The following is a 21,101-nucleotide window of genomic DNA, read 5'->3' on the forward strand; positions in this document are numbered from 1 at the left end:
CGGTTTCGCCCGGGGTAGCCGGCGCGGCCTTCTCGAGGCAGTAGCCGAGCCCGCGCACCGTGGAAATCCGCACGCCGCTCGGTTCGATCTTCTTGCGCAGCCGGTGCACGTAGACTTCGATCGCGTTGTTGCTGACTTCCTCGCCCCATTCGCACAGGTGGTCGACGAGCTGTTCCTTCGACACGAGCCGGCCGATCCGCTGCAACAACACCTCGAGCAGGCCGAGTTCGCGCGCGGACAGGTCGAGCACGCGGTCGTTCGCGTACGCGATGCGGCCGACCTGGTCGAACGCGAGCGAGCCGTGCCGCACGACGGTCGGGCCGCCGCCCGCGCCGCGCCGGGTCAGCGCGCGCACGCGCGCCTCGAGCTCGTTGAGCGCGAACGGCTTGGCCATGTAGTCGTCGGCGCCGAGGTCGAGGCCCTTCACGCGCTCGTCGACGCTGTCGGCGGCGGTCAGGATCAGCACGGGCAGGTTGGAGTTGCGCGCGCGCAGGCGCTTCAGCACGTCGAGCCCGGACATTTTCGGCAGGCCGAGATCGAGGATCAGCAGGTCGAACGTCTGCATCGACAGGGCCGTGTCGGCGTCGACGCCGTTCTTCACGTGGTCGACGGCATAGCCCGATTGGCGGAGTGACCGGGTGAGGCCGTCCGCGAGTATGCTGTCATCTTCGGCGATGAGAATTCGCATGTGCGTGACCGGTGGCCGGCAGGGCGCTTGCGCCGGTGCGGCTGTCTCCGACGTGGTTCGTGTGTTGCGCAGCCCACAGTGCGGGCTTGCATAAAACACTGTTTTTTTATACAGTGTCTGCATTCGTGGGCGGCGCCTGAAAGTGGCCGCGCCTTCAACAGACGCTGCTCATCATAGCAAAGGACGATTCATGGAAGATAGCAAGAAGGGCTCCGGGATGACCGCCGAGAAGAGCAAGGCGCTGGCCGCCGCGCTCGCCCAGATCGAAAAGCAGTTCGGCAAGGGCTCGATCATGCGCATGGGCGACGGCGAAGCGACCGAAGATATCCAGGTCGTCTCCACGGGCTCGCTCGGTCTCGATATCGCGCTCGGCGTCGGCGGCCTGCCGCGCGGCCGCGTGGTCGAGATCTACGGTCCGGAATCGTCGGGTAAAACCACGCTCACGCTGCAGGTGATCGCCGAACTGCAGAAGCTGGGCGGCACGGCGGCGTTCATCGACGCCGAGCACGCGCTCGACGTTCAATATGCAGCGAAGCTCGGCGTGAACGTGCCGGAGCTGCTGATCTCGCAGCCGGACACCGGCGAGCAGGCGCTCGAAATCACCGACGCGCTGGTGCGCTCGGGCTCGATCGACATGATCGTGATCGACTCGGTCGCGGCGCTCGTGCCGAAGGCTGAAATCGAAGGCGAGATGGGCGATTCGCTGCCGGGCCTGCAGGCCCGCCTGATGTCGCAGGCGCTGCGCAAGCTGACCGGCACGATCAAGCGCACGAACTGCCTCGTGATCTTCATCAACCAGATCCGGATGAAGATCGGCGTGATGTTCGGCAACCCGGAAACCACGACGGGCGGCAACGCGCTGAAGTTCTACGCGTCGGTGCGTCTCGACATCCGCCGGATCGGCTCGATCAAGAAGAACGACGAGGTGATCGGCAACGAAACCCGCGTGAAGGTCGTGAAGAACAAGGTGTCGCCGCCGTTCCGCGAAGCGATCTTCGACATCCTGTACGGCGAAGGCATTTCGCGTCAGGGCGAGATCATCGACCTCGGCGTGCAGGCGAAGATCGTCGACAAGGCGGGCGCCTGGTACAGCTACAACGGCGAGAAGATCGGCCAGGGCAAGGACAACGCGCGTGAATTCCTGCGCGAGAATCCGGAAATCGCACGCGAGATCGAGAACCGCATTCGCGAATCGCTCGGCGTCGCCGCGATGCCGCAAGGCGCAGGCAACGAAGCCGAGGCGATGGACGAAGAAGAGTGATGGTTCGGCGCCGGGATGACACGGGCAAGCCTGCGGAGCACGACGCGCGCGATGCGCCGGGCGGCTCCGACCGGCGTGCCGCGTCCCCCGGCGCTGGCCGGCGGTCCGCGGGCGTTTCATCCAGCCATGCCGCGAACCGCACCGCGACGAGGGCATCCGACGATGCCCTCGTTTCGTTTCACGTAACCGCGCCGGACGATCCGTTCGAAGACGGCGAATCGTTCGATGCGCACGACCGGGCGCGCCGTCGCGTGTCCGGCGTCAGCTTTCCGCGCGACCGCGCGTCCGCGACGTCGTCCGTGACTTCTGTCGCGACCTCTGCCGCGGCCCCGGAAGACGTCTATACCCGCACGAGCCAGAACCCGCGCCGCACGCGCCGGTCGTCCGGCGCCGCCGCCGATCCTGAGGCCGGCGGGTCAGCCCGCACATCGTCATCGTCGTCGAAACCCGCGCGCTCGCTGAAGGGCCGCGCGCTCGGCTACCTGTCCCGGCGCGAATACAGCCGCGCGGAACTCGCGCGCAAGCTCGCGCCTTATGTCGGCGAGGACGAATCCGTCGAGCCGGTGCTCGATGCGCTGGAACAGGACGGCTGGCTGTCCGACGCGCGTTTCGCCGAGAGCCTCGTGCATCGCCGCGCGTCACGGGTCGGGGCCGCACGGATCGTCAACGAGCTGAAGCGCCACGCGGTCGGCGACACGCTTGTCGAGGAGGTGAGCGCGCAGCTGCGCGAGACCGAATGGGCGCGCGCGCAGGCCGTCTGGCGCAAGAAATTCGGTGCGCTGCCGCAAACGCCTGCCGAGCGCGCGAAGCAGGCGCGCTTCCTGGCGGCGCGTGGCTTCTCGAGCGCGACCATCGTGAAGTTGCTCAAATGCGGTGACGAACTGTTCGGCGATGACTGATCGGCGCAGGCGCGCGCGCAACGCGTGATTTTGCTGCAATGCAACCGCTTCCAGACAGGCGGGAATACCCGCCGTCGCGTCGGACTGTCTCAAATACCCGATATGCTAAAATCCACGGGTTTTCCTCTTCGGCCTCAACCTCCAGCATGCCGCTATCCGAGCCCGTGCCCCGTCAGTTGCGACATCGACGCGCAATCCGAGCGGAAGCCTACGAGCGCGACGACGGCTTGTGGGACATCGAAGCCTGCCTGACCGACCACAAGCCGCGCGACGTCGCGCTTGCGTCGGGCATCCGGCCGAACGGCCTGCCGATCCACGAACTCTGGCTGCGCGTGACCATCGATCGTGACCTCAATGTCGTCGACGCCGAAGCGTCGTCGGAATGGGTTCCCTATCCCGGTCACTGTCAATCCGCCGCTCCCGCCTATCGGGCCCTGATCGGGCTCAACCTCTTCCGCAATTTCCGCCGCAATGCGAACCGGCTGCTCGCCGGCGTCGCAGGCTGTTCCCACCTCACCGAACTGTGCGCCGTGCTGCCGACGGCTGCGATCCAGGCGTTCGCCGGTGACGTGTGGAACGTGCGCGAGGAGGGCGGCGAAGGGCCGGATCACGACGGCGTGCACGCCGAACCGCCTTTCCAGCTCGGCCGCTGCCGCGCGCTGCGGTTCGATGGCGAGGTCGTGCGGCAGTACTACCCGCGCTGGTATGGCGCGAGCCGGCCGGACGTGCCCGGTGAAGGCAGCACGAAGGAATGAACGGAAATCATTCGAAGAAGCGTCTTAAGCGACTTTTCATCCAACTCTCAGACTGAAGGGAATCACGCATGAAGATTCACGAGTACCAGGGTAAGGAAATCCTGCGGAAATTCGGAGTCGCGGTACCGCGCGGCAAGCCGGCGTTCTCGGTTGACGAGGCCGTCAAGGTGGCAGAAGAGCTCGGCGGCCCGGTGTGGGTCGTGAAGGCTCAGATTCACGCGGGTGGCCGTGGCAAGGGCGGCGGCGTGAAGGTGGCGAAGTCGATCGAGCAGGTTCGCGAATACGCGAACCAGATCCTCGGCATGCAGCTCGTCACGCACCAGACCGGTCCGGAAGGCCAGAAGGTCAACCGTCTGATGATCGAAGAAGGCGCCGACATCAAGCAGGAACTGTATGTCAGCCTCGTCGTCGATCGCGTGTCGCAAAAGATCGTTCTGATGGGTTCGAGCGAAGGCGGCATGGACATCGAAGAAGTTGCCGCCAAGCACCCGGAACTGATCCACCAGGTCATCGTCGAGCCGTCGACGGGCCTGCTCGACGCGCAGGCAGACGACCTCGCCGCGAAGATCGGCGTGCCGGCTGCTTCGATTCCGCAAGCGCGCGCGATCCTGCAAGGCCTGTACAAGGCATTCTGGGAAACCGATGCATCGCTGGCCGAAATCAACCCGCTGAACGTCTCCGGCGACGGCAAGGTCATCGCACTCGACGCGAAGTTCAACTTCGATTCGAACGCGCTGTTCCGCCACCCGGAAATCGTCGCGTACCGCGACCTGGACGAAGAAGATCCGGCTGAAATCGAAGCGTCGAAGTTCGACCTCGCGTACATCTCGCTCGACGGCAACATCGGCTGTCTCGTGAACGGCGCGGGCCTCGCGATGGCGACGATGGACACGATCAAGCTGTTCGGCGGCGAGCCGGCGAACTTCCTGGACGTCGGCGGCGGTGCGACGACCGAGAAGGTCACGGAAGCGTTCAAGCTGATGCTGAAGAACCCGGACCTGAAGGCGATCCTCGTGAACATCTTCGGCGGCATCATGCGCTGCGACGTGATCGCGGAAGGCGTGATCGCCGGTTCGAAGGCCGTGAACCTGAACGTGCCGCTCGTCGTGCGCATGAAGGGCACGAACGAAGACCTCGGCAAGAAGATGCTGGCCGATTCGGGCCTGCCGATCATCTCGGCAGACAGCATGGAAGAAGCTGCGCAGAAGGTCGTCGCGGCTGCCGAAGGCAAGTAAGCGCGCTATTGAACACGCATGGCGGCGCGGCTTGCACGCGACGCCAATCGAACAGAGGTCAAAATACATGTCGATTCTGATCAACAAGGACACGAAGGTCATCACGCAGGGCATCACCGGCAAGACCGGTCAGTTCCACACGCGTGCCTGCCGTGAATACGCAAACGGCCGCGAAGCATTCGTCGCGGGCGTGAACCCGAAGAAGGCCGGCGAAGATTTCGAAGGCATTCCGATCTACGCGAGCGTCAAGGAAGCGAAGGAAGAAACCGGCGCGACCGTGTCGGTCATCTACGTTCCGCCGGCAGGCGCAGCCGCTGCGATCTGGGAAGCGGTCGAAGCCGATCTGGATCTCGCGATCTGCATCACGGAAGGCATCCCCGTCCGTGACATGATCGAAGTGAAGGACCGCATGCGCCGCGAAGGCCGCAAGACGCTGCTGCTCGGACCGAACTGCCCGGGCACGATCACGCCGGACGAGCTGAAGATCGGCATCATGCCGGGCCACATCCACCGCAAGGGCCGCATCGGCGTCGTGTCGCGTTCGGGCACGCTGACGTATGAAGCCGTGGCTCAGCTGACGGCACTGGGCCTCGGCCAGTCGTCGGCAGTCGGTATCGGCGGCGACCCGATCAACGGTCTGAAGCACATCGACGTGATGAAGATGTTCAACGACGATCCGGATACGGATGCGGTCGTGATGATCGGCGAAATCGGCGGTCCGGACGAAGCCAACGCCGCTCAGTGGATCAAGGACAACATGAAGAAGCCGGTCGTCGGCTTCATCGCGGGCGTCACGGCGCCCCCGGGCAAGCGCATGGGCCACGCCGGCGCGCTGATCTCGGGCGGTGCGGATACGGCCGAAGCGAAGCTGGAAATCATGGAAGCGTGCGGCATCACCGTCACGCGCAACCCGTCGGAAATGGGCCGTCTGCTGAAGAAGGCGCTGTAAATTCCGCTTGGGTTCGTCCTGCAGAAAACGCCGGCCTAGCCGGCGTTTTTTGTTATGCTCGCGCAATCTTTTCGCAAGATCCGGCGCGCATCATGCGTGGCGTCGCGACAGCGCGCCCGCATCCGGCGGGCCGAGTTTCCTGCCTGCTCTCCTGCTCGCTCTTCTGCCTGCTGCCGCCCATGCTCGAATACCTGACGTCGCTCCATTGGGGGGCCGTATTCCAGATCGTCGTGATCGACATCCTGCTCGGTGGCGACAACGCGGTCGTGATCGCACTCGCGTGCCGCAACCTGCCGGCAAGCCAGCGTCTGCGCGGCGTGATCTGGGGCACTGTCGGCGCGATCCTGCTGCGGGTCGCGCTGATCGCATTCGCCGTCGTGCTGCTCGACGTGCCGTTCCTGAAGTTCGCGGGCGGCGTGCTGCTGCTGTGGATCGGTGTCAAGCTGATGGCGCCCGCCGCCGATGCGCACGACGACATCAAGCCGGCCGACCAGCTGTGGGCGGCCGTGAAGACGATCGTGATCGCCGATGCGGTGATGAGCCTCGACAACGTGATCGCGATCGCGGGCGCCGCGGAGCAGGCCGATCCTGCGCACCGGCTCGGGCTCGTGATCTTCGGGCTCGTCGTCAGCGTGCCGATCATCGTGTGGGGCAGCACGCTGGTCCTGAAGCTGCTCGACCGCTTTCCAATCGTCGTCGCGTTCGGCGCCGGCCTGCTCGGCTGGATCGCGGGCGGGCTGATGGTGAACGACCCGGCTGCCGACCGCTGGCCGCTGCTCGACACGCCGGCCGCGATCTACGGCGCGAGCGTTGCCGGCGCGCTGTTCGTCGTGGTGGCCGGGTATGCGCTGAAGCGGCGCCGCGGCGCGTCCGGAGCGTCCGGCTCGCACTGATGCACTGACGCATTGGCCATCCGGCTGACTGCCGGCCGCGCGGCTCGCTGGCTACGATCGAAACGCCTGCCTCCCTGGCAGGCGTTTTTCGTATCCGGAGCCTGTCATGTTCGAAGCCTTTTCCGTCTCCCTGTTCCGCCGTCTCGCCGCCGACCTGCAGCGAACGCGCCGCCCGCCGCGCTGGCGTCCTGGCGGTTTTACGCTGATCGAGCTGATGATCGTGCTCGCGATCGTCGGCGTGATTGCCGCGTATGCGATCCCTGCCTACCAGGATTACCTTGCCCGTTCGCGGGTCGGCGAGGGGCTCGCGCTCGCGTCGTCCGCACGGCTCGCGGTCGCGGACAACGCGGCGAGCGGAACGGGCCTCGGCGGCGGCTATAGCCCGCCCGCCGGGACCCGCAACGTCGAGTCGGTCCGGATCGACGACGACACGGGCCAGATTTCGGTCACCTTTACCGCCCGCGTCGCGGCCGCCGGCGCGAACACGCTCGTGCTGGTGCCGTCGGCGCCCGACAAGGCCGACGCGCCGACCGCGCGCGTCGCGCTGAAGAAGGGCGCGATGCAGGCCGGCGCGATCACGTGGGAGTGCTTTGCCGCGGGCAAGTCCGCGTCGTCGCTGCCGGCGCCAGGGGCGGGGCCGCTGCCGGGCGATGACGCGACGCTGGCGGCCAAATACGCGCCGGCCGAGTGCCGCGCATAGCGGCCAGTGGGGCCAGTGAGGGGCAGTAGGGGCCGATAGCCGCCAATCGCGACCAATCGCGGCTGATAGCGGGGCTGGAACGGCGGGCCGGCACGCGGACAGTGCCGCTGCCGCATCGGTCGCGTCGTGGTGCGGCCGCACGTCGGGTGCGCCGGTACCGCACAGAGCGGGGAAAGTTTTGTATAGTGCGCCGGTTGCTGACATCCGGTTTGCTCATGCCTTCTTCTTTTTCCCGCTCGTTGCCGCTCGTCGCGCTGGCTGTCGCGCTGATCGTGCCCTACGCGATCACGAATCACACGTATCCGATCCCGACCTTCTATTCAGAGTTTTCCGCGCTGGTGCTGTATCTGCTGGTCGGTGCGACGGTGATCCTGCTTGCGCGGGCGAGTCGTCAGGCCGCGCCGTTCGCCGCGCCGGCCGCGTTCGTCGCGCCACTCGGCTTCGCCGCGGTGCTGTTTGCGCAGACCGCGCTGATGCCGCTGCGGGTGCCGTCGATGAACTGGCTGGCGATCGGCTACCTCGGCGCGGCGCTGGTCGCGATGCAGGCGGGCTACGTGTTCGCGCGCGAGGGGCTGGCCGAAGCGGTCGCGCGGATGATGGCGGGCGCGTTGCTGATCGGCGGCGTGTTCGCCGTGTTCTGCCAGGTCGTTCAGCTCTTCCGGCTCGAATCGGCGCTGACGCCGTTCGTCGTGGTGTACAACATCGCGGTCGACCGCCGGCCCTACGGCAACATGGCGCAGGCGAACCATCTCGCAACCTATATCGCGTTCGCGCTCGCCGGCGCGCTGTATCTCGTGCAGACGCGCCGCCTCGCAGTCTGGGCGTGGTTCGCGCTGTCCGTCGTGCTGTCCCTGGGGCTCGCGCTGACCGTGTCGCGCGGGCCGTGGCTGCAGGTCGCGGTGATGGTGGTCGCCGGCTTCTGGATGGCCTGGGTCGATGCGCGCCGCCAGCCGGGCGCGCCCGGCAACGCGCGCGCGTGGCTGATACCGGTCGCGCTCGTCGTCTTGTTCGTCGCGGTGAACGTCACCGTACGCTGGGCGAACCTGCATTACCACCTGAATCTCGCGGAGTCGGCGGCCGAGCGGATGCGCGACGCCGGGCAGATCGCGCCGCGCCTCGCGCTGTGGAAATACGGGATCGCGATGTTCCGCGAGCATCCGCTGCTCGGCGTCGGCTGGGGTGAATTCCCGTCGCACCAGTTCGCGCTCGCCCGCACGCTCGGCGGCGTCGAAATCGCGAACAACGCGCACGACATCTTCATCGACCTGCTCGCGAAGTCCGGCGTGATCGGCCTCGGCGTGCTGGCCGTGACGCTCGTGCTGTGGTTCGTCCGCACGGTGCGCGCGCCGCAGTCGAGCGTGCGCGTGTTCGGCTTCGCGCTGATCGGCATCCTGCTGATGCATGCGCTCGTCGAGTATCCGCAGCAATACATGTTCTTCCTGCTGCCGGCGATGTTCGTGATCGGCTTGCTCGAAGTGAAGCCGCTGCGCGTCGTGCCGGGCAGCGCGGCATTCGGGCTGTTCGCGCTGCTGTCGTTCGGCGGCCTGCTTGCGATGCTGCCGGTGTTGCGCGACTACCAGCGCGCGGAAGTGCTGTATTACGGCAGCGACCCGGCCGCGCAATATCGCGACGCGCCGTCGATGCTGTTCGGCGCGTGGGGCGACTACGGTGCGGCGACGCTGCTGACGATCTCGCACGACGCGCTGCCGGCGAAGCTCGCCGCGCACGAGCGGGCGATCGCGTTGCTGCCTGGCGAAACGGTGCTGCGCCGTTATGCGGTGCTGCAGGCGCTGGATGGCCGCGACGCCGACGCACTCGACACGGTCGCGCGCCTGCACGTGTTCGCGAAGGAGCTGAAGGACTGGCCGCAGCAGCTCGCGGCGCTATACAAGCTGTGCGACGCGCAGCCGACGCTGAAGTCATTCAAGGCGGCCGTGGTCGCGAAGTACGGGGAAGTGCCGGCCGACGCGCTCGACGAATCGGATGACGACGACGACGCGGAATGAGTTGCACGGAGCGTGTGGTCGGTGATGATCGACGCGTCGGATGATGCCATTACCTCGCATATCGCGTGGATTCCGCGCGGCCGGCCGCGCATTCACCGTCAAGCTTTGTCAAATCGCCGCCACCGCCCGTGCAAGGGCGTGCACAATGCGCAAGCGTTCGCGTGCCACGCGCGTGCGTTCTGCGGCGCGCGGGTGCGGGCGTCGCAATTGAGAATCTGAGAGCAGGATCGCGGCGGCGCCGATGCCGGCCGCGCGGCCGTAACGGGGGCGCCGATCCTATGGCCGCGGCGCACGGCGCGCATGCGCGGTCAGGCGAACGGCAGCCGGTGCGCACGCCCTGAAGCAACGCAAATAACGACATTCGACCATGGCTATTCGCTCGACTTACCTGATCCTGCCCGTCGTGGCTGCGCTGTTTTCCGGCTGCGCGATGCTGTCGTCGTCGCAGGAAAGCAACCTGTCGTGCCGCATCCCGCGCGCCGTCTATCCGGATACCGCGAAGCCGCTCACGCGTCGCGTAACGGTGCTCGTGCGGGCGCTGATGACGACGTCGGGCGAAGCGCAGAACGTCACGGTGACGACGAGCAGCCGCAACGCGGCAGCGGATCGCGCCGCGATCGACGCGATGTCGCTGGCGACCTGCACGCAGACGGGGGCCGCTGCGAATCCGTTCCTGCTGACGCAACCGTTCGTGTTCGAGCCGCGCCGCGCCGAGTGACATCCGCACGGAGCGGTAAGCGGGACAGCGGGACAGCGACAGTGCGCGCCGCAGCGACGCGCGGCCAGCGGCCGTAAGTACGCCGCCGCCAAGCCGCTGTCGAGCCGCTGTCGAGCCGCCCCGACGCTCAATGCTTTGCCATCAGGTTCGCGCCTCGACAGGTCGGCTCCGGCGTGTCGCGCAGCGCGAGCATCGTGAACCCGTTGGGATCCTGGCGGATCAGCCCGTAACGTTTCGCGACGATTCCCCCCGACTTGCCGTTCAGCCCGATTTCGACCTGATAGCGATCCTTCGCGGACGTGCAGCCGCGCACGGGCCCGTAGCTGAGTGCCGTGTACGGCGCCTTGAGTTGCTCGTTGAGCGCCTTCCGCGCTGTCAGTGCGGCAGCGGCCGCGGCCGGTTCGCTCCATTCACGCGCGAGCGCGTCATCCACGTTCAGCCATTCGTCGACGAAGTCCCGGCCGTTCGCGGCGGCGGGCTGGATGCGGTGGACGGCGTCACCGTCCACCCGATAGCGGAAGATGCCCGGTCGCATCAACACGTCCGCATCGTTCGAGTGGATCACCGCACGCAACTCGAAACCGTCGGGGCGCGTTTTCAGCCGGAAGTTGTCTTCGCTATACCAGTAATCGGCATTCGTGCTGAACACCGTTCGCTGCGGGGCCGAGCCGTTTGCCGGGACGATTACGTCGGCGACGAAGTGGGTCCACGTCGACGTGCACCAGGGCGTGCCGTGCACGACCACCACCTGTCCGCCGGGCAGCGCTGCGAACTCGAAGCCCCTGCCGTACGCGCCGGACACATCGTTGTAATCGCCGCTCTGCCAGCGCAGCACGCGCCGCCAGCCACCGTTGTCCCATGCATAACCGGCGAGCAGGTTGTCGTCGCCGCACGGGACGTCGAAGCCCGCGCGTACGAGGAGCAGCGGCCGAGGCGACGCGACGCGTTCGATGTGGACGCCCGGACTGCCTCCGAACGACGATCCGCGGCTCGTCCACTCCACCGGCTGCGAGGTCGCGCCGAGCGCGGCGGCAAGCGTGCGCTGCAGCGCGGCCGGCTCGACGTGTTCATTGCTGCACGCGAGCCGTGCGTCGATTGCGCCGACGAGCGCCTGCTTGTATGTGCGGATCGCGTCGCGCTGCGCGGGCAATACGGTTTCGCTTACGTCGTCGCTTTGCACGCTCGGAAGCTGCGTCAACCGGCGTTGTGCGTCGAGCGCGGCGCGCGCGGTGGTGTCGGCAGCGGGGCAGGCGCCGGCGGCGAACGCAAGAACCGGTACGGCGGATGCAATGCACAGTGCGAGTGCGGCGCGTTTCGGCGTTTTCTTCATCGAACACTTTCTCCAGCGGGAGCGAGGGCACCGCGTCGCCCGAGTGCGTCGCGGCATGGTGCGGGTGGAAGCGCCGGCCGCGCGTCGCGCCAGCCGGCTAGCGCGCAGGTCAGCAGCGCCTGGAACCGCGATGCGGCGTTGCCGGCGCGTTGCGCATGCGCGGACGACGGCATGCACCAGACGGACATGGACAGCAGCAGGGGCAGCACCCCGCGCATCGCGCGTGCCGGATTCGGCCCTGGCATCGGATCACGCTCTCAGGTTGTTGTTGTGATTCTTTTGGGACACGGACGCTGCTGCGTCCGTGCGGCAGCACGCCGCCGGCGCCGTGACCAGGGTGCGACGTGCGGTGCGCGGCGCCTTATCAGCCGCCGCTATCCTCGGCCTTCCAGTCCCCCGACTTCCCGCCGTGCTTCTCCCGCACGCTCACGTCGGTGATCACCATCCCGCGGTCCACCGCCTTGCACATGTCGTACACGGTCAGCAGCCCGACCTGCACCGCGGTCAGCGCTTCCATCTCGACGCCCGTGCGCCCGAACGTCTCGACCTGTGCGACGCACTGCACGCCCGGCAGCGTGTCGTCGAGTTCGAAATCGACGGCCACGCGGGTCAGCGCGAGCGGATGGCACAGCGGGATCAGGTCGGCGGTGCGCTTTGCGCCCTGGATCGCCGCGATGCGCGCGACGCCGAGCACGTCGCCTTTTTTCGCCTTGCCGTCGCGGATCAGCTCGAACGTCGCCGGCAGCATGCGGATCGTGCCGCGCGCGATCGCGATGCGCCGGGTTTCCTGCTTGCCGCCGACGTCGACCATGTGCGCGTGGCCGGCGGCATCGAAGTGGGTGAGTCCTGACATGTGTTGCTCCGTTCCCATGCACGATTTCAACGGGCGCCTATCATATCAGCGGTGCTCGCGGCGACGGGATGCAGATCACGGACGATCCGCACGGGACAGCGCGAGCGTCGCCGTTACAATGGCGACAATATTCATACCAATCGCCGCGATGCGTGCGCAGCGCGCGGGACGGCGTCGCGACTATCCTGCCATGCGTGTCAAACAGTTGCTTGCTGCGTCGCTGTCGGTTGCGCTCGCGCTGCCGTCCGGCGGCTTCGCGCAACGTACGGAGGGCATGCCGCTCGAATCGGCGCCTGCCGGTTCACCGTCGATTTCTACCGTGCCGTCCGGCATTTCGCCCGGCGTGTTCGGCCTGTACGGCGGCGCCGAGAGTCGCTTCTCGGGCAACGACGCCGCATCGGGGGCGACCCCGAGCCTGCGTGCGCCACTGCGCGTGCTGCAGCTCCCCGATCTCGGCGACGGCTCCGGCGGCTCGCTGACGCCGCAGGCCGAGCGCACGCTTGGCGAGCGCGTGATGCGCGAGGTGCGGCGCGACCCCGACTATCTCGACGACTGGCTCGTGCGCGACTACCTGAACGGGATCGCCGCGCAGCTCGCGGCCGCGGGCGCGGCGCGCTTCATCGGCGGCTACATGCCGGACTTCGAGCTGTTTCCGGTGCGCGACCCGCAGATCAACGCGTTCTCGATGCCGGGCGGCTTCATCGGCATCAACACCGGGCTCTTCATCACGACCCAGACGGAGTCCGAACTTGCTTCGGTCGTCGGCCACGAGATGGGCCACGTGTTTCAGCGGCATATCGCGCGGATGATCCACGCGAACGAGAAGACCGGCTACACGGCGCTCGCGTCGATGCTGCTCGGCGTACTCGCCGGCGTGCTGGCGAGGAGCGGCGACCTTGGCAGCGCGATCGCGCTGGGCGGGCAGGCGTATGCGGTCGACAACCAGTTGCGTTTCTCGCGCACGGCGGAACGCGAGGCCGATCGCGTCGGCTTCCAGCTGCTCGCGGGCGCGGGCTACGACCCGTACGGGATGCCGGGTTTCTTCGAGCGGCTCGAGCGGGCATCGATGGGCGACGCGGGCGTGCCGGCCTATGCGCGCACCCATCCGCTGACCGGCGAACGGATCGCCGACATGGAGGACCGTGCGCGGCGCGCACCGTACCGCCAGCCGCGCCAGTCGCCTGAGTACGGCTTCGTGCGCGCGCGGCTGCGGATCCTGCAGAATCGTGCGCCGACCGACGTCGCGGCCGAGGCGCGGCGGATGCAGCTCGAGATCGACGACCACACCGCGCCAAATGTCGCCGCGAACTGGTATGGAATCGCGCTCGCAGATGCGCTCGACGGCCAGTACGACGCGGCGAGCCAGGCGCTCGCGGCGTCGCGCGCCGCGTTCGATGCGCGGCGTTATCGAATAGGTGTGCTTGCTGCTTCGTTCGTGCTGCGTCCCGGCGTAATCCCGGCGTCGTCCATTTGCCCGCCGGCGGGCCGGCGCGGTGGACGATCCACGCGCCGGCCCGGCACTGCGTCAGCCGGCGACGTCGAGATCGAGCACCGGCGGCGCGTCGGCGGCCGCCGACCCCGGCGCGTGGATACGAATCGGCTCGCCCGCCGCCGCGCTCGCATAGATCGCGTCGAGGATCTCCATCACGATCAACCCTTCCTCGCCCGGCGCCGGATGCGGGACGTCACACAGGATCGCTTCCGCGTAGTCGTACATCGCCGAATGCGCGCCGTCCGCAGGTGGGTTCAGCCGCATGTCGAACTGCGCGCCGTTCTGCTCGATGAAGATGTGCGCATCGAACGTATAGCCTTCGTTCAGGTTCTTCTGCAGCAGCCCCGCGCGCGTGCCGAGCAGGCGCGTCTCCATCAGCTCCGCTTCCTGAATGTTGGTCGCCCACGACGCCTCGAGCGCGAGCGTCGCGCCGTTGTCGAAGCGGATCAGCGCGGCCGCGAGATCCTCGACGTCGAACGTCTTGCCCGCGCGCGTCGCAAGCTCGCGCGCGATCGGGTCGTAGGTGCTGCCCATCACCCACACGGGTTTCGGATAGCCCATCAGCCACAGCGCGAGATCGAGACGATGCACGCCGAGATCGATCAGCGGCCCGCCGCCCGCGAGCGCCTTCGTGCCGAACCAGCCGCCGAAGCCCGGCATCCCGCGCCGGCGATGCCACACCGTGCGGCCGAAATAGAAGTCGCCGAACACACCGGCCTCGACCTGCGCCTTCAGCGCGCGCGACTGCGCGCTGAAGCGGTACGAGAAATTGATCATCAGCCGCTTGCCGGCGCGCTGCGCGGCGATCAGCATGTCGCGTCCCTCGTCCGCGTTCAGCGCCATCGGCTTCTCGCACAGCACGTGGCAGCCGGCGTCGAACGCGGCGAGCGTCAGCTCGCGATGGAACTTGTTCGGCGTGCACACGCTGACGACGTCCAGCTTTTCCGCCGCCAGCATCGCTTCACCCGACGCATAACGCGCGTCGATGCCGAATTCGTCGCCGACCTTCGCGAGCCGCTTCGCATCGGGATCGGCGATCGCGACCACGTCGACGTCCGGATGCTCGCGCCAGCCTTCGATATGCTTGCGGCCGATCCCGAGCCCGATCACGCCGACGCGCAGCCGCCGGCCCCGCGCCACCACCGCAGCTTCCGGCAACTCCACCTTGTAATCGTCGTTCATGCGAGGTCTCCTGCGCTCTGCTGGATGCCGACATGCGCGAACTGCGTGCTCTTCTCGCTGAGCGTTTCGAGCGGCGGCGAGTTCGGGCAGCTGTCGGCAAGATTCACGCGCGGCGCGGCCCATTGCACCGCATTCGCGATCACGCGCTGCACATTGCGGTCGTGATAGGTCGGATACGCTTCATGCCCCGGGCGGAAATAGAAGATCCGGCCGTGGCCACGCTCCCAGCAGCAGCCCGAGCGGAACACCTCACCGCCCTCGAACCACGAGATGAACACGGTCGAATCCGGCTGCGGGATATCGAAGCGCTCGCCGTACATTTCCTCGTGCTGCAGCTCGAAGTACTCGCCAAGCCCCGCCGCGATCGGATGCGACGGCTCGACGACCCACAGCCGCTCCTTCTCGGCCGCCTCGCGCCACTTCAGCGAGCAGTTCGTGCCGAGCAGGCGGCGGAAAATCTTCGAGAAGTGCCCGGAATGCAGCACGATCAGGCCCATCCCTTCGAGCACGCGGCGCTGCACGCGCTCGACGATCTCGTCCGAGACCTTCGCGTGCGCCTTGTGCCCCCACCAGACCAGCACGTCGCACGCGGCGAGCCGTGCTTCGCTGAGCCCGTGCTCGGGCTGGTCGAGCGTCGCGGTGCCGATCTCGAGCGGCAGCGCGCCGTGGCCGAGCGCCGGCGTCTCGGCGAGCGCGCTCGCGATCACCTGATGCAGGCCGTCCGGGTAGATCGCGCGCACCTCCGCGTTCTCCCGTTCGTGCTCGAATTCGTTCCAGACGATCACCGAAAGCTTCTTGTTTAGCATGACTATCCTTTATCAATGGGTTGGCGCCGATTCGACAGCGGCCGTGCGCCCCGGCCGCCTGAAACCTGTGGAACGATCCGCCGCGTGCCGCGCTCAGGCGGTCGCGAGCGTCGGCACGGCGGCGTCGCGCAAAATACGCGCGGCCGCGCGGCCGTCCGGATGAAACAGATGCAGCGCGCCGGCCGGCAGATCGACACGCAGGCGATCGCCGATCCGCGCGCCGCCGGCATCGGTCTTCGCGATGATCGGCTGCGCGCTGAGCGGCGTATCGAGGTACAGCCACGTGTGCTCGCCCATCTGCTCGACGTGCGCGACTTCGCCCGTCACGCCGCCGGTGCCCACCCGCACGTGTTCGGGGCGGATCCCGAGCGTCACCTGGGCGCCGGCTTCGACGCCGTCGCCGGACACGCTCGCGCCCAGCGCGTGCTCGCGGGCCAGCGCGCGGACCTCGCCGGCGCTAGCCGACGCGACGGTCGCCGGCAGGAAGTTCATCGCGGGCGAGCCGATGAAGCCGGCGACGAACTGGCTCGCCGGGTGGTGATACAGGTCGAGCGGCGTGCCGATCTGCGCGATGCTCGCGACCCCGTGACGCGCTTCGAGCGGCCGCAGCAGCACGATCTTGTCGGCGAGCGTCATCGCCTCGACCTGGTCGTGCGTCACGTAGATCATGCTGGTGCTGTCGAGGCTGCGGTGCAGCTTCGCGATCTCGACGCGGGTCTTCACGCGCAGCGCGGCGTCGAGGTTCGACAGCGGCTCGTCGAACAGAAACACCTTCGGCTTGCGAACGATCGCGCGGCCGATCGCGACACGCTGCCTCTGGCCGCCGGACAACGCGCCGGGCTTGCGTTCGAGCAGCTCGCCGAGGCGCAGCGACTCCGACGCGAGCCGCACTCGCCGGTCGATCTCGTCCTTCGGCAGACGCAGATGGCGCAGGCCGAACGCCATGTTCTCGTAGACGGTCATGTGCGGATACAGCGCGTAGCTCTGGAACACCATCGCGATGTCGCGCCGCGCGGGCGCGAACGTGTTCACGCAGCGTCCGTCGATCCACACGTCGCCGGCGCTCTGCTCGTCGAGGCCCGCGATGATCCGCAGCAACGTCGACTTGCCGCAGCCCGACGGGCCGATGAACACGCAGAACTCGCCGGGTTCGATCGTGAGATTCACGTCGCTGAGGATGGGGGTCGCGCCGTACTGCTTGTTAAGACCGCTCAACTTGATCTGACTCATGATTTTCCTCTTGATGCTGACGACGGGCCCGAACCCGCTCAACCCTTGACTGCCCCGGCCGTGAGGCCGGACACGATATGACGCTGGAACACCATCACCAGCAGCACGAGCGGCACCGTGACGATCACCGACGCGGCCATGATGGTTCCCCACGGCAGCTCGTAGCTGCTCGCGCCCGAGATCATCGTGATCGCGACGGGCACCGTGCGCTGCTCCGACGAGATCGTGAAGGTCAGCGCAAACAGGAACTCGTTCCACGCCGACACGAACGCGAGCAGCGACGTCGCGGCGAGCGCCGGCCGCAGCAGCGGCAGGAAGATCCGGAAGATCAGCGTGAACACGCCGACGCCGTCGACGAGCGCCGCCTCCTCCAGCTCGCGCGGCAGCTCGCGCATGAACGTGACGAGAATCCAGATCGTGAACGGCAGCGTGAAGATCAGGTCCGACAGCACGAGCGCGCCGAGGTGGTCGTACAGGCCGAGTGCGCGGACCAGCTCGAACAGGCCCGACAGGATCGCGACCTGCGGAAACATCGACACACCGAGGATGCACATCATCAGCACGCCGCGCCCGCGGAACGACACGCGGCCGAGCGCATAGGCGGCGAGCACCGACACCGCGAGCGACAGCGCGACCGCGCCGCCCGCGACGAACGCCGAGTTCAGCAGGTACGCGCCGAACGGCTGGTCGCGGAACAGCTGCCGGTAGTTGTCGAGCGACGGGCTCGACGTGAACAGCGACGTATCGAACAGCGCGTCGCCATGCTTGACCGACGTGCCGATCATGTAGACGAACGGGAACAGCGCGATCACCAGCACGAGCGCCGACAGCAGCCCGTGAATCGCAATTTCGAGCGGATGCTTCTTCATGTCATGCCTCCTGGAGCCGGCGGCGGCTGATCGCCATGTAGCCAACGGTGAACAGCACGATCGTGATGAACAGCAGCATCGCCGATGCCGACCCGAAGCCGACCTGCTGGAAATCGATCAACTGCTCGCGCACGTAGATCGACATGCTTTTCGTGACCCGGCTGTTCGATGTCATCACGTAGATCAGGTCGAACACGCGCAACGCATCGAGCGAGCGGAAGATCATCGCGACCAGCACGCCGGGCAGGATCAGCGGCAGCGTCACCGAGCGGAACTGGCGCCAGCGCGGCACGCCGTCGACCCGCGCGGCCTCGTAGCAGTCGCGCGGCACGGTCTGCAGCGCGGCGAGCATCAGCAGCGCCATGAACGGCGTGGTCTTCCACACGTCGACGAGCACGATGGTCGGGAACACGAGCCGCGCGTCGGCCGTGAACGCGAGCGGTTCGTGGATCGCGCCGATCGCCATCAGCATCGCGTTGACGATGCCGAACTGGTCGTTGAGCATCCAGCTCCAGATCTTCGCGGACACGACGGTCGGGATCGCCCACGGCACCAGCACCGCCGCGCGCAGCAGCGTGCGCAGCCGCGACGGCACATCGAGCAGCAGCGCGACGCCGAGGCCCGCCGCCGTTTCGAGCAGCACCGATACGACAGCGAACAGCACGGTATTGCCGACCGCCTGCCACCACGCCGGGTCGCGCAGCACGCCCGCCGCACCGAGATAGTTGTCGAGGCCGACGAAATGCCGCTGCGACAGGTCGGACAGCTGCGCATCGGTCAGGCTGAACCATGCGGTGCGCACGAGCGGCCAGCCGGCGATCGCCACCAGCGTCAGCAGCGCGGGCGCCACCAGCAGCCACGCCTGGCGGCGGCGCGCCTGCGCGAGCCCGGTGCCGGCACGCACAGGCGCCTGCTCGAATGAAGGAGTACTACTGATCTGGATGCTTCCGGTTCTCATGCGATATCTCCTGCCGGGCCGGCGCCGTCAGGCGGCCGGCCGGAATGGTCGAGCGTGCGCCGGCGCGCTCAGCGCCCGTTAGTGCCAGCTATCGCCGGTTATCGCCAATTGGCGGCGGGCGCGAGCCGGTTGAGCGACGCAGCGAGCCGCGCAAGCGCGCCCGATGCGGTGTCGCTGCCGGCGAGCACGTCGTGCGCGGCATTCCAGAACTGGTTGCTGACCTGGTTGTACTTCGCGCCCGTGACCGTCGACGGCCGCGCGACCGCGGTGCTGAAGGTCGGCAGCAGGTCGGCCATGAACGGGTTCGCCTGCAGGATGTCCTTGTCGCGGTAGAGCACCGGCATCGTCGGGTTGTACGAGCCCTGCACCGCGCGCATCTTCTGCACCTCCGCGCTTGCCAGGTACATCACGAGCTCGGCGGCAAGCTTCGGGTTGGGCGAGTAGCGCGACACGGCGAGCTGCCATCCGCCGAGCGCGGCGGCCGGGCGGCCGTCGGCGCCACCCTTCGGCAGCGGCGCGATGCCGACCTTGCCCTTGATCGGGCTGCCCGTGCGGTTCGCGATCGCCCACGCATACGGCCAGTTGCGCATGAACACCGCGTTGCCGGCCTGGAACACGCCGCGCGATTCTTCCTCGCCGTAGTTCAGCACCGCCTTCGGGCTGATCGTCCCGACCCATTTCGACGCCTGTTCGAGCGCCTTGATCGCACCGGGGTTGTCGACGGTCACGCGGCCCTTGTCGTCGACCACCGTGCCGCCGTTGTGGCTGCTGATCCATTCGAGCGCATCGCAGGTCAGCCCTTCGTACGCACGACCCTGCCACACGTAGCCCCAGACCTTCTCGTTGCCGGCGGCGCGCTCGCTCGCCTGCACCTTGCGCGCAGCGGCGTCGAGTTCGTCCCACGTCGCGGGCACCTTCAGCCGGTACTTGTCGAGCAGGTCCTTGCGGTAGTAGAGCAGGCCCGTGTCGATGAACCACGGCATCGCGACCAGCTTGCCGTTCACGCTGTCGTTCGCGACGATGCTCGGGAACGACTGGTTTTCCAGCCCGTTGCTGTACGGCTTCAGGTCGATCAGGTGGTTCGCGAGGATGCCCGGCCAGACCGTATCGATCTGCATCACATCGATCTTGTCCGAGCCGCTACCGAGCAGTTGCTGGTACAGCGCGAGCGTCTCGCTCGAGTTGTTTGGCATGCTGATGAACTCGACCTCGTTGCCGGTCTTCTCGGCCCAGCGTTTCGCCGAGACCTGGCAAATGTCCTGGTCGACGCCGGCCGCGCCGCATGCGATCCGCAGCGTCGCCGCGCCGGCCGTGGTCGCCATGGCCGCCGTCATTGCGAGCGCCATCGTCAGCAAACCTGCCTTGAGCTTCATCATCGGGTGTCTCCTGTCCCATCCAGGGTTTGATCGTTCGAATCGTGCGCCGCGGTGCTGCGAACGCATCACCGGGTGCCGTGGGTGTATGAGACTCCAGTCCCGTTAATCGAAAATTTCGGAAACCCGACCCGCCATTAACAATCGAAACAATCGGCTTGGGGGATCGGGGCCAGTTCGCGCTAACGGCGCCAACGGTGCCAACAGCGCGAACCGACGCTAGCCGAGGAGCGCGGCCAGCGCCGCCAGATCGAACGGCTTCGGCACGAATGGCAAATCCGCACGCCAGTCGGGATGCGCCTGGTGGATTTCGGGTGGCAGGCCCGACGTCAGCGCAACGCGCTGCGCGGGCCAGCGTTCGGCGAGCCGCGCCGCGAATGCGATGCCGCTGCCGCCCGCGCCGAGCGAGATGTCCGACAGCACGAGCGTGACCGGGCCGTGCTCGGCCAGCCAGGCGAGCGCCGCGTCGCCGTTCGGCACCGCGTCGGCCTGCGCACCGAGCGCCGCGAACTGGCTGAGCGCCGTATCGCGCACCTCGGGATCGTCGTCCACCACGAGCACGCGAGCGTCGACCGTGCCGGCCACGGGCCGGGCCGGCGCGCTGCTGCGCTCGGGCGGCGCGCTGACGGGAGGCCCGCTATCGGGCAGCCACAACTCGACGCAGGTGCCGTGGCCGACGTCGCTGCGGATCCGCAGGTCGCCGCCGCTCTGGCGCACGAACCCATAGACGCTGCTGAGCCCGAGCCCGCTGCCCTCGCCAGCGGCCTTGGTCGTGAAGAACGGCTCGATCACCTTGTCGAGCAACATCGGCGCGATCCCGCAGCCGGTATCGGTCACGCTCAGCACGACCGCATGCGCGGCAGCCGCAGCCGCGCCGCCCGGCGCCGGTTCGCGGCGCGCGGCC

General features: G+C 67.6%; 20 protein-coding genes and 1 pseudogene. 11 read left to right on the forward strand and 10 right to left on the reverse strand.

Annotation, left to right across the window (positions count from 1 at the left end):
- On the reverse strand, positions 1 to 688 hold a 688-nt coding region (locus tag G3N94_RS29805), incomplete at its 3' end, for a response regulator transcription factor (RefSeq protein ID WP_205796488.1).
- Between the two features lie 190 nt (positions 689 to 878).
- On the opposite strand from G3N94_RS29805, the gene recA reads away from it, so the two are divergent.
- From recA to G3N94_RS29855, 10 genes are all read left to right on the forward strand, one after another.
- Positions 879 to 1,949 carry a recombinase RecA gene (recA, locus tag G3N94_RS29810; RefSeq protein ID WP_205796491.1) on the forward strand — a complete coding sequence of 357 codons (1,071 nt, stop codon included), beginning with the start codon at positions 879 to 881 and terminating at the stop codon, positions 1,947 to 1,949.
- Positions 1,949 to 2,848, forward strand: a complete 900-nt coding sequence (recX, locus tag G3N94_RS29815; protein ID WP_205796493.1) for a recombination regulator RecX — start codon at positions 1,949 to 1,951, stop codon at positions 2,846 to 2,848. Before recA ends, recX begins: the two co-directional genes overlap by 1 nt.
- Before the next feature lie 146 nt (positions 2,849 to 2,994).
- Positions 2,995 to 3,603, forward strand: coding sequence for a DUF2889 domain-containing protein (locus G3N94_RS29820; protein WP_205796495.1), 609 nt, complete (start codon positions 2,995 to 2,997; stop codon positions 3,601 to 3,603).
- Positions 3,604 to 3,671: 68 nt separating this feature from the next.
- Complete coding sequence (gene sucC / locus G3N94_RS29825; protein WP_124598192.1) at positions 3,672 to 4,838, forward strand: ADP-forming succinate--CoA ligase subunit beta; 1,167 nt, start codon at positions 3,672 to 3,674, stop codon at positions 4,836 to 4,838.
- Between the two features lie 67 nt (positions 4,839 to 4,905).
- Complete coding sequence (gene sucD / locus G3N94_RS29830; RefSeq protein ID WP_042586225.1) at positions 4,906 to 5,787, forward strand: succinate--CoA ligase subunit alpha; 882 nt, start codon at positions 4,906 to 4,908, stop codon at positions 5,785 to 5,787.
- A 179-nt stretch (positions 5,788 to 5,966) separates the two neighbouring features.
- Complete coding sequence (locus tag G3N94_RS29835) at positions 5,967 to 6,680, forward strand: TerC family protein (protein WP_205796497.1); 714 nt, start codon at positions 5,967 to 5,969, stop codon at positions 6,678 to 6,680.
- Between the two features lie 106 nt (positions 6,681 to 6,786).
- Positions 6,787 to 7,380, forward strand: a complete 594-nt coding sequence (locus G3N94_RS29840; protein ID WP_205796499.1) for a pilin — start codon at positions 6,787 to 6,789, stop codon at positions 7,378 to 7,380.
- A 215-nt stretch (positions 7,381 to 7,595) separates the two neighbouring features.
- Complete coding sequence (locus G3N94_RS29845) at positions 7,596 to 9,386, forward strand: Wzy polymerase domain-containing protein (protein WP_205796501.1); 1,791 nt, start codon at positions 7,596 to 7,598, stop codon at positions 9,384 to 9,386.
- Positions 9,387 to 9,407: 21 nt separating this feature from the next.
- On the forward strand, positions 9,408 to 9,605 hold the full coding sequence (locus G3N94_RS29850; protein WP_205796503.1) for a hypothetical protein: 198 nt from the start codon (positions 9,408 to 9,410) through the stop codon (positions 9,603 to 9,605).
- Between the two features lie 148 nt (positions 9,606 to 9,753).
- Positions 9,754 to 10,104 carry a TonB family protein gene (locus tag G3N94_RS29855; protein ID WP_205796505.1) on the forward strand — a complete coding sequence of 117 codons (351 nt, stop codon included), beginning with the start codon at positions 9,754 to 9,756 and terminating at the stop codon, positions 10,102 to 10,104.
- A gap of 127 nt (positions 10,105 to 10,231) precedes the next feature.
- Here the strand turns inward: G3N94_RS29855 and G3N94_RS29860 are convergent, their stop codons facing one another.
- Entirely contained in the window at positions 10,232 to 11,434 is a 1,203-nt protein-coding gene (locus G3N94_RS29860; RefSeq protein WP_205796507.1) for a hypothetical protein, read from the reverse strand.
- Positions 11,435 to 11,798: 364 nt separating this feature from the next.
- Positions 11,799 to 12,287: a cyclic pyranopterin monophosphate synthase MoaC gene (gene moaC, locus G3N94_RS29865; RefSeq protein ID WP_205796508.1), complete on the reverse strand. Its 489-nt coding sequence runs from the start codon at positions 12,285 to 12,287 to the stop codon at positions 11,799 to 11,801.
- Between the two features lie 190 nt (positions 12,288 to 12,477).
- On the opposite strand from moaC, the pseudogene G3N94_RS29870 reads away from it, so the two are divergent.
- Positions 12,478 to 13,680 (forward strand): annotated as a pseudogene (locus G3N94_RS29870) (M48 family metalloprotease); the annotation flags it as partial.
- A gap of 132 nt (positions 13,681 to 13,812) precedes the next feature.
- On the opposite strand, the gene G3N94_RS29875 reads toward G3N94_RS29870, so the two are convergent.
- The 7 genes from G3N94_RS29875 to G3N94_RS29905 form a co-directional block, all read right to left on the reverse strand.
- Positions 13,813 to 14,961, reverse strand: a complete 1,149-nt coding sequence (locus G3N94_RS29875) for a Gfo/Idh/MocA family oxidoreductase (RefSeq protein ID WP_205796510.1) — start codon at positions 14,959 to 14,961, stop codon at positions 13,813 to 13,815.
- On the reverse strand, positions 14,958 to 15,767 hold the full coding sequence (locus G3N94_RS29880; RefSeq protein ID WP_241022143.1) for a ThuA domain-containing protein: 810 nt from the start codon (positions 15,765 to 15,767) through the stop codon (positions 14,958 to 14,960). Before G3N94_RS29880 ends, G3N94_RS29875 begins: the two co-directional genes overlap by 4 nt.
- Before the next feature lie 93 nt (positions 15,768 to 15,860).
- Entirely contained in the window at positions 15,861 to 16,997 is a 1,137-nt protein-coding gene (gene ugpC / locus G3N94_RS29885) for a sn-glycerol-3-phosphate ABC transporter ATP-binding protein UgpC (protein WP_205796512.1), read from the reverse strand.
- A 38-nt stretch (positions 16,998 to 17,035) separates the two neighbouring features.
- The gene (locus tag G3N94_RS29890; RefSeq protein ID WP_124602213.1) at positions 17,036 to 17,866 is read right to left on the reverse strand and encodes a carbohydrate ABC transporter permease; all 831 of its coding nucleotides are present in this window, start codon (positions 17,864 to 17,866) and stop codon (positions 17,036 to 17,038) included.
- A 1-nt stretch (position 17,867) separates the two neighbouring features.
- A complete protein-coding gene (locus G3N94_RS29895) occupies positions 17,868 to 18,824 on the reverse strand; it encodes a sugar ABC transporter permease (protein WP_241022144.1) in 957 nt (318 codons plus the stop codon).
- Between the two features lie 98 nt (positions 18,825 to 18,922).
- On the reverse strand, positions 18,923 to 20,200 hold the full coding sequence (locus G3N94_RS29900; protein ID WP_205796514.1) for an ABC transporter substrate-binding protein: 1,278 nt from the start codon (positions 20,198 to 20,200) through the stop codon (positions 18,923 to 18,925).
- Between the two features lie 216 nt (positions 20,201 to 20,416).
- Positions 20,417 to 21,101, reverse strand: a 685-nt coding sequence (locus G3N94_RS29905) for an ATP-binding protein (RefSeq protein ID WP_205796516.1), incomplete at its 5' end; no start/stop codon positions are given.

This window comes from Burkholderia sp. Ac-20353 (assembly GCF_017104785.1).
Taxonomy (GTDB): Bacteria; Pseudomonadota; Gammaproteobacteria; order Burkholderiales; family Burkholderiaceae; genus Burkholderia.